The sequence below is a fragment of the Candidatus Latescibacter sp. IFSED24 genome (assembly GCF_058273205.1).
On sequence record NZ_CM177850.1, the window covers coordinates 294,909 to 308,964 of the forward strand.

The window sequence follows — 14,056 nt, forward strand, 5'->3', positions numbered from 1 at the left end:
GATGCCATGAACGAGCGCTCCCCATCGCTGGACGAGCTGCGCGAACGCGAACGGCTGGCCCGCCTCCAGCTGGACGTGGCGCCGGCCTCCGTGCTGATGGTTGACCGTGAAGGGGCGATCCTCGATGCCAACGCCCACTATGCGGCCAGGTTCGGCAAGACACGCCGGGAGCTGCTGGGCACATGCGTCTTCGATCCCTATCCGCCCGACCTCGCGGCATCGCGTCGGGCCCTCGCCGAGCAGGCCTTCGCCACGGGAGAGGTCGTGCACGCCGAGGACTGCCGCGACGGTGTCTGGAGCGCCTTCTCCATTCATCCCGTCGCGGCCAGGGACGGTTCGCCCGCCAGCGTGATCATCCACATCATCGACATCACCCAGGTCAAGCGGACCGAGTCCGACCTGGCCCGCACCTCCACGCGACTGCACACCCTCAACCAGATCGCCCAGATCTTCCTCATCGCCGAGGGGGATCAGCTCTACCACCAGGTCCTCGATGTCCTGATCGCCGCCACCGGGAGCCAGTCCGGCTTCTTCGGCTACATCGACGCGGCCGGCGGACTCGTGTGCCCCACCCTGGTGGGGGAGATGTGGCGCGATGGCCCACCGGTCGAGGGGCCCATCCGCTTCCCGCGCGAGCAATGGGGCGGTGTCTGGGGCCGAGCGCTGGCCCGGCAGGAGACCCAGATCGCCTCAGGTGATCTGCAGGTCCCCGCAGGGCACCAGCATCTGCATGACGCCCTGGCGGTCCCGCTGCTGCATCATGGCGAGCCCGTGGGCCTGTTCCTGGTCGCCGACCGCACCGGCGGCTACGATCGGGCGCAGCAGGAGCTCCTCGAGGCGGTCGCCGATCGCATGGCGCCGGTGCTGGCCGGTCGGCTGCTCACCGCGAGCCTGGCGCAGCAGCGTGACGAGCTGGAAGGCCAGCTCCGTCACGCGCAGAAGATGGAGGCGGTGGGCCAGCTCGCCGGAGGCGTGGCGCACGACTTCAACAACCTGTTGCAGGTGATCAACGGCTACACCGACCTGGTCTACGAGGAGCTCGCGGCCGATCATCCTCACCGCGCCTATCTCGAGCGGGTCAAGGTGGCCGGCGCCCGGGCCCGCGACCTGGTCGAGCAGCTCCTGCTGTTCAGCCGGCGGGAGGCCGTGAACCTGGCGACCTACGATCTCAACGAGCTCATGACCGGGCTGAGCCGCATGGTGGAGCGGGTCATCGGCGACCACATCACGTTCGAGCTCGATCTCGCCGCGGGGGCCTTGCCGGTGCGGGCGGACAAGGGGCAGCTCGATCAGGTGGTGATGAACCTCTGCGTCAACGCCCGCGACGCCATGCCCAGCGGGGGGAGCCTCGTGCTCGGCACCTCCGTGGCCTCGTTCGACGATGCGTTCTGCGAAGCCCATCCCTGGGCGCGTCCGGGCCGCTATGCCTGTCTGACGGTGAGCGACACCGGGTGCGGCATCCCGGTCGAGCACCAGGATCGCGTGTTCGAGCCCTTCTTCACCACCAAGGACGTGGGCAAGGGCACCGGACTGGGACTGGCCACGGTCTACGCCATCGTCAAGCGGTTCGAGGGCCTGGTCGAACTGCGCAGCAGCAAGGGGCAGGGCGCCCGCTTCAATGTCTACCTCCCGCTGCACGAGACGATCCTCGAGCCTCAGGCCGAGACCGAGGACGTGGGCGAGATCCAGGGACGAGGGGAGACCATCCTGCTGGTGGAGGATGATGAATCGGTGCGCGATTTCGCCCGGCTGGTCCTGGGAGCGGCGGGCTATCGTGTCCTGGCCGAGGCCGATGGCGAGGCGGCGGTGGCGGTCTTCGTGCGGCAGGCGGCGACCATCGCGCTGGTGATCATGGATGTGGTCATGCCCCGGCTTTCGGGACGGGAGGCCCGGGACCGCATGCAGACCCTGCGTCCGGATGTGCCCATGCTCTTCATCACCGGCCACGATGTCGGGACCTTGCCCCATGACCTGGTCGATCTGGGCGCCGACCATCTCGTGCACAAGCCCTTCACGCGTCGTGATCTGCTCCGCCGCGTCCGCGAGGTGCTGGCCGCTTCTTCGTGACACAAATGCACCCTGTTCCCGTATGATGGCGGACATGCCATTGTCTCGACCGTAGGCCGTCCTGCGCGTCCTCTTGTGAAGGAGAATCCATGCGTTTGCTGCTTGCCATGACCCTGCTGTCGCTCCTGGTGCTGACGTCGTCACTGGCCGTGGCCGAGGATGCTTTCCTCCCGCGTCGGCCGGGGATCTCACCTGACGGACAGACCGTGATCTTCACCTGTCAGGGCGACCTCTGGCGCGTGGCCGCCACCGGCGGCCGGGCCGAGCGGTTGACCGCGCACTCCGCCTACGACCGCGACCCCGTATTCTCGCCGGACGGCACGCAGCTCGCCTTCGCCTCGGACCGCGAGGGCAGCTTCGACGTCTACGTCATGCCCGCCGATGGCGGCCGGCCCACGCGCCTGACCTACGCCCCCGCCACCGACATCCCCCAGGCCTGGTCGGCCGATGGCCGCGAGGTCCTGTTCTCGAGCGTGCGCCCGTGGCGATATCCGGTCTCGGCGCAGATCCAGCGCGTGGCCGCCTCCGGCGGCACCCCCCTGCGCCTGGTCGACCTCTTCGCCCAGGAGGTGGCGGTCCATCCCGACGGCAGGCGCCACCTGCTGGCCGTGGGTTCGCAGCGCTTCGGGAAGCTCGGCTACCGCGGGACGTATCAGTCCGACCTCTGGCTCTACACGCCCGGCCAGGTTCCCGTGCAGCTCACCGACGGTCCCTGGTACGACACCGATCCCATGTGGGGACCGGACGATGCGGTCTACTGGCGGGCCGAGGACGACGATACCCGGGCGTTCAACATCTGGCGCCAGAACCTCGACGGCAGCGGCCGCGAGCGTCTCACCGACTTCCGCGAGGAAGGCGTGCGCAATGCCCGTCTGAGCCGCGACGGATCACGCCTGGTGTTCGAGGCCGGCGACGGGCTCTGGCTCCTGGAAACCGGCGGCGGCGAGGCCAGGCGGCTCGAGATCGAGATCGCGGCCGACCAGCTGACCGAGCCGGTGACCGTGAAGGACTACACGGGCGATGCCGGCGAGCTGGACGTGGCCAGCGACGGCGAGGAGATCGCCATGATCGTCGAGGGCGAGATCGTGCTGGTCAACCGCGAGCTCGAGGGCCGGGCCACGGTGGTGCTGCCCTCGTCGTGGCGCGAGAGCGGTGTCGGTTTCCGGCCAGGGTCGGCGGATACCCTGGTGTTCGTCAGCGACCGCGAGGAGAAGGGCGGCATCCCCTACAGCCGCATCGGCCTGGCGTTGGCCGACGATCCCGACGCGACGTCGCTGCGTACGGCCCGGCGCCACCGGATCGAGTGGCTGACGCCCGCGGGAGTCGAGTGCACGGCTCCGGTCTGGTCGCCCGACGGCGGGCGCATCGCCTATCTCCATGGTCCGGGCAAGCTGGCGGTGATGGATGCCGACGGCGGCGGTCGCCGCATCCTCTACGAGGGCTGGGACGACCCCGAGTTCGCCTGGTCGCCCGACGGCAACTGGCTCGCCTATGCCGTGGCCAGCGGGAGCGATTTCAACACCGACATCTGGCTGGTCGCGGCCACCGGCGGCGAGGCCGTCAACGTGAGCCAGCATCCCGACGTGGACCGCGGGCCGGTCTGGAACGAGAGCGGCAGCATGCTGGCCTGGACCAGCCGCCGCTACGGCAACCAGAGCGACGTGGTCTTCTGCTACCTGACCCGCGCCGACCACGAACGGTCGCGCGAGGAGTGGCAGATCTGGGAGAAGACGCGGGACAAGAAGAAGGACGAGACCAAGGACGAGACCAAGGACGAGGATGAAGCCGAGGACACCACGCCCGAGGAGCCCACGCCCATCGTCATCGACCTCGAGGACATCCACCTGCGCCTGCACCGTCTGACCAGCCTGCCGGGCGACGAGCGGGTGGTGGCGCTCCATCCGCAAGGCGACCGCATCGCCTTCGCCGCCACCATCGGCGGCAAGCGCGACCTCTACACGGTCGATCGTTTCGGCGAGGAACGCGAGGCCCTGACCAAGGGCGGCGCCGGCGACCGTGCCGCGCATCTGGGCCGCGACGGCAAGACCGTCTGGCTGTTGAAGGACGGTCGCCCCGCCCGGGTGCCGCTGAAGGGCGGGGATCTGGAGACCACGTCGTTCCGCGCCCGCCTGACGGTGGACCGGGACGGCCAGCGGCGGCAGGTGGTGGAGGAGGCCTGGCGCCGCCTACGCCAGTCGTTCTACGCCGAGGACATGCACGGCGTCGACTGGGCGCGGCAGCGCGAGAAGGCCCTGCGCCTGGCGGCGGGCATCGACCACGACGCGGACTTCGCCGACGTCATGAACATCATGATCCGCAGCCTCAACGCCTCGCACCTGGGCTACTACCCGGGTGGCCGTGGTGATCGCAGCGGCGCCGGCTGGCTCGGGCTCGAATTCGATCCCGACCATCGCGGCCGGGGGCTGCGCCTCGCGCGCGTGGTGCCCCACGGTCCGGCCGACCTGGCCGTGGGCGGCCTGCAGGCCGGCGACGTGATCGAGGCCATCGACGGCGTGCCGGTGGGCCGCGAGGACAACGTCTTCGCCCCCATCGTGGCCGCCGGCGGCGATCCGGTGCTGGTGACCTTCGTGCGCGATGGCGACCGGCAGGAGGTGGCGCTCCGCCCGGCCCGCTGGGGCGAGATCCGGCAACGCATCTACGCGGCCGACGTCCGCGCCATGCGCCAGCGCGTGGAGGACCTCTCCGACGGCCGCGTGGGCTACGTCCACATCCAGGGCATGGGCCGCCGCGAGGTCGAACTCTTCGAGCGCGACCTCTATGCCGCCGCCCACGACAAGGAGGCGCTGGTCATCGACGTGCGCTGGAACGGCGGCGGCTGGACCACCGATCTCCTGCTGACCATCCTCACCCAGCCGGTGCACGCCTACACCGTCCCGCGCGGGGGCGAGGTCGGCTATCCCGATAGCGAGCGCCTGCCCATGCAGCGCTGGAACAAGCCCATCGCCGTGATCTGCAACGAGGCCAGCTACTCCAACGCCGAGATCTTCAGCCATGCCATCAAGACCATCGGACGGGGGCCGGTGATCGGACAGACCACCGGCGGCAACGTGATCTCCACCGGCGGCTGGACCACCCTCGACGGCGGCTGGGTGCGTTTGCCCTTCCGCGGCTGGTACGTCTGGGGCGACGATCGGCACCCCGAACGCAACAACCGCAACCAGGAGCACGGTGGCTGCGTGCCCGACCACCTGGTGCCGCTGGGGCCGCCGCAGATCCTCGCCGGCGAGGATCCCCAGCTCGTCCGGGCGGTGAACCTGATGATCGAGGCAGCCGAGCAGGCGCGGCAGGCCCCCCGACCCCGTCCGCGCCGGGCCGAAGCCGCCTATTGACCGTCCTGGGGAGGGGTTCCGGGCGTGCGGTTTCTCAAGCCGCGCGCCCGATGCTATCTTGATAACGGATGCGACTTTGCAATAGAGGATCTATCGTGTCCCCAAGATCGGGGCAACGGTCGCTGCTGATTGTCCAGGCAAGGAGGCTCCCGACTTGGATCCCAAGAAGCAACCGCGCACGGATGCTGCTGCGAACCCCCTGGGGGCCGACCTCGCCACGGCGCTGCTGCGGAGCCTGCCTCTGGGCGTGGTGGCGCTGGACCGCGAGGGTCTGGTGGTGGAGGCCAACCAGGAGTTCGCCCGCCTGCTCGAGACCGAACGCGAGGCCCTGCTGGGGCGGTCGCTGCCCGGCCTCGACGGCATGGACCAGGCTTCGCTGCGCGGCCTCTTGCGGGAGACGGATCCGCAGCAGCAGGGAATCTACCGTCAATTCGAGGTGACCTTGCCCGGGGGTGGGCGTGCCACCTTCGCCTGCCGCTTCGCCGCCCTGCAGCAGGGACCGGACGCGACTGGCGGCGGGATCATCGGCTTCGTGGTGCCGGTGGACCACACCGCCAACGCGCTGCAGGCCGAGCTGCGCCGCCGCAACGAGTTCATCGAGACGGTGCTGGAGAACCTGCCCATCGGCATGGCGATCAACTCGCTGGACATGTCGGCCGTGGGTTACGTGAACGGCCGGTTCCAGGACATCTACGGCACCTGGAACAGTCAGGGCGTCGCCGACCTCGCCGGTTTCCTCGACCGCCTCTGCCCCGACCCCGAACAGCGCCGTGAATTCCAGAAGCGCTTCCTCCAGGATCTGGGCCAGGGCAGCCTCCAGCGCATGCAGTGGGACGACATCCGCGTGCGCGGCCGCGACGGCAACATGCGCATCATCAGCGCGGTCAACACGCCGTTGCCCGAACAGGGGCTGATGATCTCCACGGTCCAGGACGTGACCGACCGCAAGCTCGCGGAGGACGCGCTGCGCGAGAGCGAACGCCGGTACCAGATCATGGCCGAGTCGTCGCCGGTGGGCATCTTCCGCTGCGACCGCAACAGCCGCTGCCGCTACGTGAATCGCCGCTGGCGCGAGATCACCGGGCTGACCACCGCCCAGGCCGCCGATGAGGGCTGGCTCGCGGCGGTCCACCCCGACGACACCCAGGCCGTGACCCAGAACTGGCAGCTGGCGGTGATGGAGGGGCAGGTCTTCCGGACCGAGTGCCGCTTCCGCCGGCCACGCGGCATGACCACCTGGGTGTTCGTCCAGGCCGAACCGGTGTTCGACACGCGCCAGCAGCTCTCGGGCTACATCGGCTCGGTCACCGACATCTCCGACCGCAAGCGCAACGAGGAGGAGATCCGCCGCATCGCCTACTACGACGCGCTGACCAAGCTGCCCAACCGCGCCTTCTTTCTCGAGCAGCTCGCCCGCGCCCTGGCCTCGGCCAAGCGCAGCGACCGCCGGGCCGCGCTCCTGTTCTGCGATCTCGACAACTTCAAGGACGTCAACGACTCGCTCGGCCACGACAAGGGCGACCTCCTCCTGCAGGGCATCGCCGAGCGCCTGTCGTCGTGCATCCGCAAGGGCGACACCCTGAGCCGGCTGGGCGGCGACGAGTTCGTGCTCCTGCTGCCGGCGGTGACCGCCAGTCGCGACGCGGTCATGGTGGCGCGCAAGATCAAGGAGCAGCTCGCGCTGCCCTTCGATCTCGACGGCCACGAGGTCTATACATCGCCGAGCATCGGCATCGCCTTCTATCCCGAGGACGGCGACACGGTCAGCAGCCTGCTCAAGCACGCCGACATGGCGATGTACGCGGCCAAGGCCAAGGGGCGGAACCGCTACCAGTTCTTCAGCGACGAGATGCACGCCCGGGCGGTCCAGCGCATGCAGCTGGAGGCGGGGCTGCGTCAGGCGGTGGAGCGCGAGGAATTCCGGCTCGTGTACCAGCCGCAGTACGAGCTGAAGTCCGGGCGGCTGGTGGGCGTGGAGGCGTTGCTGCGCTGGATCCATCCCGAGCAGGGCACCATCCTGCCGGCGGCGTTCATTCCGCTCGCCGAGGAGACCGGCCTGATCCACGCCATCGGCGAGTGGGTCCTGCGCTCGGCCTGCACACAGGTCCAGGAATGGCTCACGGCCGGCTATCCCGACCTGCGCGTGGCGGTGAACCTCTCGGGCCGGCAGTTCGCCGAACCCGGCCTGGTCGACCTGGTCCAGCGCATCCTCCAGGAGACCGGGCTCGCGCCCCGCCACCTCGAACTGGAGATCACCGAGAGCGTGTTGATGCAGGACGCCGAGGAGGCCACCGAGACCCTGGGCGCCCTGCGCGCCGACGGGGTGAGCCTGGCCATCGACGATTTCGGCACCGGCTACTCCTCGCTGGTCTACCTCAAGCACCTGCCCGTGACTAGGCTGAAGATCGCCCAGGACTTCATCAGCGACATCGCCCGCGACCCCCGCAACGCGGCCATCGCCGCGGCGATCATCGGCCTGGGCAAGCGGCTCGGCCTGGAAATCATCGCCGAAGGGGTCGAAACCGCCGAGCAGGCCGAATTGCTCGCGGAACTGGAGTGCCCGCTGGTGCAAGGGTTTTACTTCGATCACCCCCTGGCCAGGGAGGAGATCGGGCGCAGATTGACTTGACCCCGCGTCATGGTTGTTGCAAGGTTTGGCTCCGGTTAATGTTTCGACAGGTTTCCGGGCTGCCCCCTGGCCCGGTCGTTTTGTCTAGAACGAGTCGTGCGCAGGAGGATCCAGACCATGTCGCTCGGCCAGAAGATCAACGATTTCGTCAGCCGCACCCGCACGCTCATGCAGGGTGGCGGCGAGAAGGCCGTCCAGAAGCAGCAGGCCCAGGGCAAGCTCACCGCCCGCGACCGCGTGGCCTCGCTCTGCGACGAGGGCTCGTTTCACGAGTACGACCTCTTCGTCGAGCACAACTGCCACGATTTCGGCATGGACCAGAAGCGGCTGCCCGGCGACGGCGTGGTCTCCGGCACCGGGACCGTGCAGGGCTTCCCGGTGTGCTGCTTCGCCCAGGACTTCACCGTGGCCGGCGGCTCGCTCGGCCTGGCGCACGCGCGCAAGATCACCAAGATCATGGACCACGCCATGAAGATGGGTGTGCCGCTGATCGGGATCAACGATTCGGGCGGCGCGCGCATCCAGGAGGGCGTGAACTCGCTGGCGGGCTACGGCGAGATCTTCTTCCGCAACACCCTGGCCTCGGGCGTGATCCCGCAGATCTCGGTGATCCTCGGCCCCTGCGCCGGGGGCGCCGTGTACTCGCCGGCCCTGACCGACTTCGTGTTCGTGGTCGACAAGATCTCCAAGATGTTCATCACCGGGCCCGAGGTCATCAAGACCGTGCTCGGCGAGGAGATCTCCATGGAGGACCTGGGCGGTGCCCGCGTCCAGTCCGAGATCTCGGGCAACGCGCACTTCTTCGCCGAGAGCGAGCAGGAGTGCTTCGAGCAGATCAAGCGGCTGGTCACCTTCATCCCCTGGAACAACCGCAAGCAGAGCGAGCCGTTCCCCGCCAAGCCGCCGCGGCCCGAGTACAACATCGACGCCATCATGCCCGACGATCCGCGCAAGCCCTACGACGTGCGCGACGTGGTGCGGGCCGTGTGCGACGACAGCGATTTCCTCGAGATCCAGGCGCACTGGGCCAAGAACATCGTCATCGGCTTCGCCCGGCTCGACGGCAAGACCGTGGGCGTCGTGGGCAACCAGCCGGCGTACCTGGCCGGCGTGCTCGACGTCGACGCCTCGGACAAGGCCGCCCGCTTCATCCGCTTCTGCGACGCCTTCAACATCCCGCTGATCAGCTTCGTCGATCTGCCCGGGTACCTGCCCGGCGTGGACCAGGAGCACGCCGGCGTGATCCGCCACGGCGCCAAGATCCTCTACGCCTACAGCGAGGCCACGGTCCCCAAGATCACCCTGATCCTGCGCAAGGCCTACGGCGGCGGCTACATCGCCATGTGCTCGCGGCACCTGGGCGCCGACTTCGTCTTCGCCTGGCCCTGCGCCGAGATCGCGGTCATGGGCCCCGAGGGCGCGGCGAACATCATCTTCCGCAAGGAGATCACCGGCGCCGAGGATCCCGAGGCCATGCGTCAGGAGAAGATCAAGGAGTACCAGGACAAGTTCGCCAACCCGTACATCGCCGCGCGCGACGGGCACGTCGACGCGGTGATCCAGCCCGACGAGACCCGCGACTTCCTGGTCCACGCCATCCACGTCTCGGCCACCAAGCAGGAGACCCGACCGCACCGCAAGCACGGCATTCCGCCGTTCTAGGACGAGCGAAGGAGAGGACATGGCCGACATTCCCGGGACCCCCGAGGACGCCAAGCTGGTCAAGTTCCACATCGACGGCACCGACTACGAGACCCACACCACGCGCAAGTTCCGCGAGCGCCAGCCGTGGGCTCCCGTCGACCGCACCCGGATCACCACCCTGATCCCCGGCCTGATCACGCGCATCCTCGTGCGGCCCGGACAACGCGTGCAGCGTGGCGAGGGCGTGATCGAACTCGAGGCCATGAAGATGAAGAACGAGGTGCAGTCGCCGTGGGAGGGCACGGTCAAGGCCGTGCTGGTGGAGGAGGGGCAGAACGTGCCCAAGGGGGCGGTGCTGGTGGAACTGGTCTGACCGGCGCCCGACGACCGATCCGCAGACGACGCCGACCCTCCTGGGCCGGCGTCGTCTTTTCTGCCTAGTACTTCACGCTGCAGCCGTAGGCCTTCGTCTCGGCCACCGCCGGTTTGGCGCCCTGGAGGACCGCGGTGAGCGCCGCGGCCACGTAGTTGGTCTGGCCGAGATCGCTGGCGGAGGAGTCGTCATCGATGGCCCCGGCGTAGGCCACGGTGCCGTCGGCGGCGATCACGAACATGTGCGGCGTGGTTCGCGCGCCGTAGGCCTTGCCCACCTTGCCGTCAGCGTCCAGGAGCACGGGCATGGGCATCTCGTACTCGGCCCGCGCGCGGCGATTGCGCGCGAGACCGGCGCCCTGCTTGCCCTCGGCGCTCGAGTTGATCGCCAGCCAGACGACGCCCTCGTCGACGAAGGCGGCGTAGGTCTCGTTCATGGTGCGGTGGTCGTGGTGGTGCTTCTTGATGAACGGGCAGTCGGCGTTGAACCACTCCAGCACCACCGTGTGGCCGGACTCGAGGTACTCGTGCAGCGAATGGGCACGGCCGTCGGTGTCGGTGAGGGTGAAATCGGGGGCCTTGTCGCCGGGCACGACACCGGCTTGGGCGGAGACGGCCACGAGGAGGAGGGCTGTGGAGACGAGGGATCGCATGGTGGATGCTCCTTGGGTTCGGGATCTGCTGCAAATCACGGGATGACAATCGGTCCCGTGGTTCGAGCGCCATTGTTGTGGTGAATGATTAACAAGCCGGAGAGCGCGGTCTGCGGACCCTGATCGGGGCGTAGGCGCAAGACCAGGCGGGAATCGTCGACGTGGCCATCGGCCAGCATATCGACCAGGAACGGCCCGTCGGGATCGGGGATGAAGGTCAATCCCTCGGCGCCCGGAACCTCCAGGGTGATGACCGTTCCCTCTCGGCGGACGGTGACCAGCCCGGGCGGCAGGGTGCCGGGCAGGCGCCTGGCCGCCTCCTGCAAGAGAGCAGCGGCGTCCGGTGTCGCCGGGGCCGGCAAGGTGAACGTGAGGGTGGTATCGCCGGGCACGCACGCCTCCTGGCAGGCGAGCCAGCGGAGCCTGGCGGTGATGGTGGCGGGGTCGTCGCCTCTGGGCCAGCGCAGGGTCTGGGGGAGCAGTAGCTCGTGCTCGTAGACGTGATCGAGGATGATGCCGGCGCTCAGGTAGCGCCGGGGAACGGGCCACCGGAGCGGTCCGGCCGACCAGCCGTCGGGCAGGTCCAGGCGGATCTCGGGGGGAAAGCCCGAGTCGTTGCGGAATGGCCCGTACAGGTGCCAGCCCTCGCTCAACTGGAAGCGCCAGACCACCACGGCCGAATCGGAACTCGTGGCGGCCAGATGCGCCTGCACGGTCACGGGCTTCGGCACGGGAGCGGCCGCCAGATCGCCGGCGAGGATCAGGAACCAGAGGCTCCAGCCGTGGTTCAATAAAAAGCGTACAAACATGGTCTACATTATAGGCGGCCGGTGTGTCGCCGCCAGTCGTGGACATCGTCTCGGATGCATGTATTCATGTGGGCCGAGCGGGCGGTCGCCGAGGGCGACCCAAACTTGCGACCTTCCTGGAGGCTTGGGCATGCGCTGGACCCTTCGTCTGGGTGCTTACCGTGGCATCGACGTCTACCTGCACGTCACCTTCCTGATCCTGCTGGGCTTCCTGGCGCTCAACGCCTGGGGCGCCACGCGTTCGGTGACGGCCGCCCTGGTCGGTGTCGGCTTCTTCCTGCTGCTCTTCCTCTGCGTGCTCCTGCACGAATTCGGCCACGCCCTGACCGCGGCCCGCTACGGCATCCGCACCCGCGACATCGTGCTCTATCCCATCGGCGGGGTGGCGCGGCTCGAACGCATGCCCACCAACCCGCGCCAGGAACTCGTGGTGGCGCTGGCCGGGCCGCTGGTCAACGTGGTCATCGCGGCGGGGCTCTACGTCTGGTTGCACATGTCGGGGGCGCTGGCCCCGGTGGAGGCGCTGGACTGGACGCGCGGTCCGCTGGTCGAGCGCCTGATGGTGGTGAACATCTTCCTCGTGCTCTTCAACCTGATCCCCGCGTTCCCCATGGACGGTGGCCGCGTGCTGCGCGCGGCGCTGGCCATGCGGCTCGAGTACACCCGCGCCACCCAGATCGCGGCCATGGTGGGGCAGGCGCTGGCGCTGGTCTTCGGTCTGGTGGGGCTGATCTGGAACCCGTTCCTGCTGTTCATCGCGTTCTTCGTGTGGATCGGCGCGGCGCAGGAGAACGCCATGGTCCAGATGAAGGGCGCCCTCGGTGGGATCCCGCTGCAGCGGGTGATGCAGACCCAGTTCGAGACCCTCGACGCCGACGACCAGCTCCTGACCGCGGTGCGCCTGACCATCGACGGCAGCCAGAAGGACTTCCCGGTGCTGGCGGGCGGTCGCCTGGTGGGGGTGCTGCGCCAGGAGGACATGTTGCGGGGGCTGCACGAGTTGGGGCCCGGCGCCAAGGTGGAGAGCGTGATGCAGCGCGACTACCAGACGGCGCACCTTGGCGAGATGGTCGAGACGGTCTTCAAGCGGCTGGGCACATGCAACTGCCGGACCTTGCCGGTGACCGATCATCTGGGCGCGCTGGTGGGACTGGTGACCATGGAGAACATGGGCGAGTTCATGCGGATCCAGGCGGCGATGAGGCAGTGAGGGGGCGCCGTGGGTGGAGGCCTTGTCCGGCCGGCACGATCGTGACGGTGCGGTTGGTTCAGACCAGATCGACGATGCTCCCGAAGTCCGCGTCGAAGAGCCGCTTGTAGATCCGGCTCGCGAACCCGTCGGTCATCCCGGCCAGGTAGTCGCACAACACCCGGGCCCGCCCGCGCTCGTCGAGGTCCTCGCGGGCGATCTCGCGCTCGAAGTCGTCCGAGAGGAGCGCCAGCTGCGGCCGGCCGCCAGGCAGGTAGTGGCTGCTGAGCGTGTCCCAGAGCCGGGTGAGCATGAAGTCGCCCTTGTGTTCGAGCTGGCAGACCTGGGGCGAGCGGAAGACCAGGTCCACGGCGATGCGGTTGAAGAGCGACTGCTCGCGGCGGACGTCGTCGTCGAGCCGCAGTTCGAAGCGCCAGCGGTTGCTGAGGTCGGTGAGGAAGCAGCGGCGCTCGCAGAGCTCGACGCTCTCGACGAAGCGGCCGATGCGCCGGTTCATGGCGCGCTCGATGCTGCCGGTGCGCAGCGCCTCCACCAGGTAGGCCACCGATTCCTGATCCTCCGGGCCGGCATACTGTTCGGCCCAGCGCTCCACGCGGCTCTGGGTGATGAAGCCGGCGTGGGCGCCGTCGACGATGTCGTTGAGCGAGTAGGCCGTGTCGTCGGCCCAGTCCATGATCTGGCACTCGAGGCTGCGGAACGCGTTGCGCGGCTTGCCCGGGGCGAGGTCCTCGGGCCAGGGACGGCCGTCGGTGACGAAGCGGAGGAACCTCTCCTGGTCGTCGTAGAGGAAGTGCTTGCGCTGGTCGGGCAGCTCGCTCCAGAGCGTCTTGTACTTGAGGACGCCGTCGACCAGGGCGCGGGTCGGGTTGAGGCCGCGCCGGTCGCCGCCGCTGGTGTAGATGGTGGAGCCGATCAGGCGCAGGGTCTGGGCGTTGCCCTCGAAGCCGCCGTGGTCGGCCATCAACCGGTGCAGCGTGCTCTCGCCGGCGTGGCCGAACGGCGGGTGCCCGATGTCGTGGGCGAGCGAGATGGCCTCGCAGAGGTCGGGGTCGATGTGGAAGCCGGGCTCGAGCAGCGGCGAGGAGTGGTTCAGGTACTGGCTGATCGAGCCGGCGATCTGGGCCACCTCGATGCTGTGGGTCAGGCGGGTGCGGTAGAAGTCGTACTCGCCGCTGAGGAACACCTGGGTCTTGGCCTGCAGGCGCCGGAAGGCGGCGTTGTGGATCAGGCGGTCGCGGTTGCGGCGGAACGGCGTGCGGTAGTCGCGGGACGCCGGCTCCGGCTGCTCCATGTCCCAGGCGTTGTAGAACGTGTTCTGCATG

The 14,056-nt window shown here is 68.7% G+C and carries 9 protein-coding genes; 6 read left to right on the top strand and 3 right to left on the bottom strand.

The features are described 5' to 3' along the window. The first annotated feature begins 6 nt into the window (after window positions 1–6). The 5 genes from IFSED24_RS01140 to IFSED24_RS01160 all read left to right on the top strand — a co-directional run bounded on the left by IFSED24_RS01140 (window position 7) and on the right by IFSED24_RS01160 (window position 10,063). On the top strand, window positions 7–2,067 hold the full coding sequence (locus IFSED24_RS01140) for an ATP-binding protein (RefSeq protein WP_491333393.1): 2,061 nt from the start codon (window positions 7–9) through the stop codon (window positions 2,065–2,067). An 89-nt stretch (window positions 2,068–2,156) separates the two neighbouring features. After that, window positions 2,157–5,417, top strand: a complete 3,261-nt coding sequence (locus tag IFSED24_RS01145) for a S41 family peptidase (RefSeq protein WP_491333394.1) — start codon at window positions 2,157–2,159, stop codon at window positions 5,415–5,417. Window positions 5,418–5,571: 154 nt separating this feature from the next. Next, window positions 5,572–8,046 carry an EAL domain-containing protein gene (locus IFSED24_RS01150; RefSeq protein ID WP_491333395.1) on the top strand — a complete coding sequence of 825 codons (2,475 nt, stop codon included), beginning with the start codon at window positions 5,572–5,574 and terminating at the stop codon, window positions 8,044–8,046. A 117-nt stretch (window positions 8,047–8,163) separates the two neighbouring features. Then, window positions 8,164–9,708 (top strand): acyl-CoA carboxylase subunit beta, encoded by a 1,545-nt coding sequence (locus tag IFSED24_RS01155; RefSeq protein WP_491333396.1) that lies wholly within the window; start codon window positions 8,164–8,166, stop codon window positions 9,706–9,708. Between the two features lie 19 nt (window positions 9,709–9,727). Next, window positions 9,728–10,063, top strand: coding sequence for an acyl-CoA carboxylase biotin carboxyl carrier protein subunit (locus tag IFSED24_RS01160; RefSeq protein WP_491333397.1), 336 nt, complete (start codon window positions 9,728–9,730; stop codon window positions 10,061–10,063). Between the two features lie 64 nt (window positions 10,064–10,127). Here the strand turns inward: IFSED24_RS01160 and IFSED24_RS01165 are convergent, their stop codons facing one another. Both IFSED24_RS01165 and IFSED24_RS01170 read right to left on the bottom strand, forming a co-directional pair. Beyond that, window positions 10,128–10,715, bottom strand: a complete 588-nt coding sequence (locus tag IFSED24_RS01165) for a thioredoxin family protein (RefSeq protein WP_491333398.1) — start codon at window positions 10,713–10,715, stop codon at window positions 10,128–10,130. A 35-nt stretch (window positions 10,716–10,750) separates the two neighbouring features. Then, a complete protein-coding gene (locus tag IFSED24_RS01170; protein WP_491333399.1) occupies window positions 10,751–11,524 on the bottom strand; it encodes a protein-disulfide reductase DsbD domain-containing protein in 774 nt (257 codons plus the stop codon). A 130-nt stretch (window positions 11,525–11,654) separates the two neighbouring features. On the opposite strand from IFSED24_RS01170, the gene IFSED24_RS01175 reads away from it, so the two are divergent. Further along, entirely contained in the window at window positions 11,655–12,734 is a 1,080-nt protein-coding gene (locus IFSED24_RS01175) for a site-2 protease family protein (protein WP_491333400.1), read from the top strand. Window positions 12,735–12,792: 58 nt separating this feature from the next. Here the strand turns inward: IFSED24_RS01175 and dgt are convergent, their stop codons facing one another. Continuing rightward, window positions 12,793–14,055, bottom strand: a complete 1,263-nt coding sequence (gene dgt, locus IFSED24_RS01180; RefSeq protein ID WP_491333401.1) for a dGTP triphosphohydrolase — start codon at window positions 14,053–14,055, stop codon at window positions 12,793–12,795. Window position 14,056 lies beyond the last annotated feature (1 nt).

Coding starts and splice junctions, on each gene's coding strand:
- IFSED24_RS01155 (WP_491333396.1), top strand. CDS start 8,164: ATGTCGCTCGGCCAGAAGATCAACGATTTCGTCAGCCGCACCCGCACG.
- dgt (WP_491333401.1), bottom strand. CDS start 14,055: ATGCAGAACACGTTCTACAACGCCTGGGACATGGAGCAGCCGGAGCCG.
- IFSED24_RS01140 (WP_491333393.1), top strand. CDS start 7: ATGAACGAGCGCTCCCCATCGCTGGACGAGCTGCGCGAACGCGAACGG.
- IFSED24_RS01160 (WP_491333397.1), top strand. CDS start 9,728: ATGGCCGACATTCCCGGGACCCCCGAGGACGCCAAGCTGGTCAAGTTC.
- IFSED24_RS01165 (WP_491333398.1), bottom strand. CDS start 10,715: ATGCGATCCCTCGTCTCCACAGCCCTCCTCCTCGTGGCCGTCTCCGCC.
- IFSED24_RS01175 (WP_491333400.1), top strand. CDS start 11,655: ATGCGCTGGACCCTTCGTCTGGGTGCTTACCGTGGCATCGACGTCTAC.
- IFSED24_RS01170 (WP_491333399.1), bottom strand. CDS start 11,524: ATGTTTGTACGCTTTTTATTGAACCACGGCTGGAGCCTCTGGTTCCTG.
- IFSED24_RS01145 (WP_491333394.1), top strand. CDS start 2,157: ATGCGTTTGCTGCTTGCCATGACCCTGCTGTCGCTCCTGGTGCTGACG.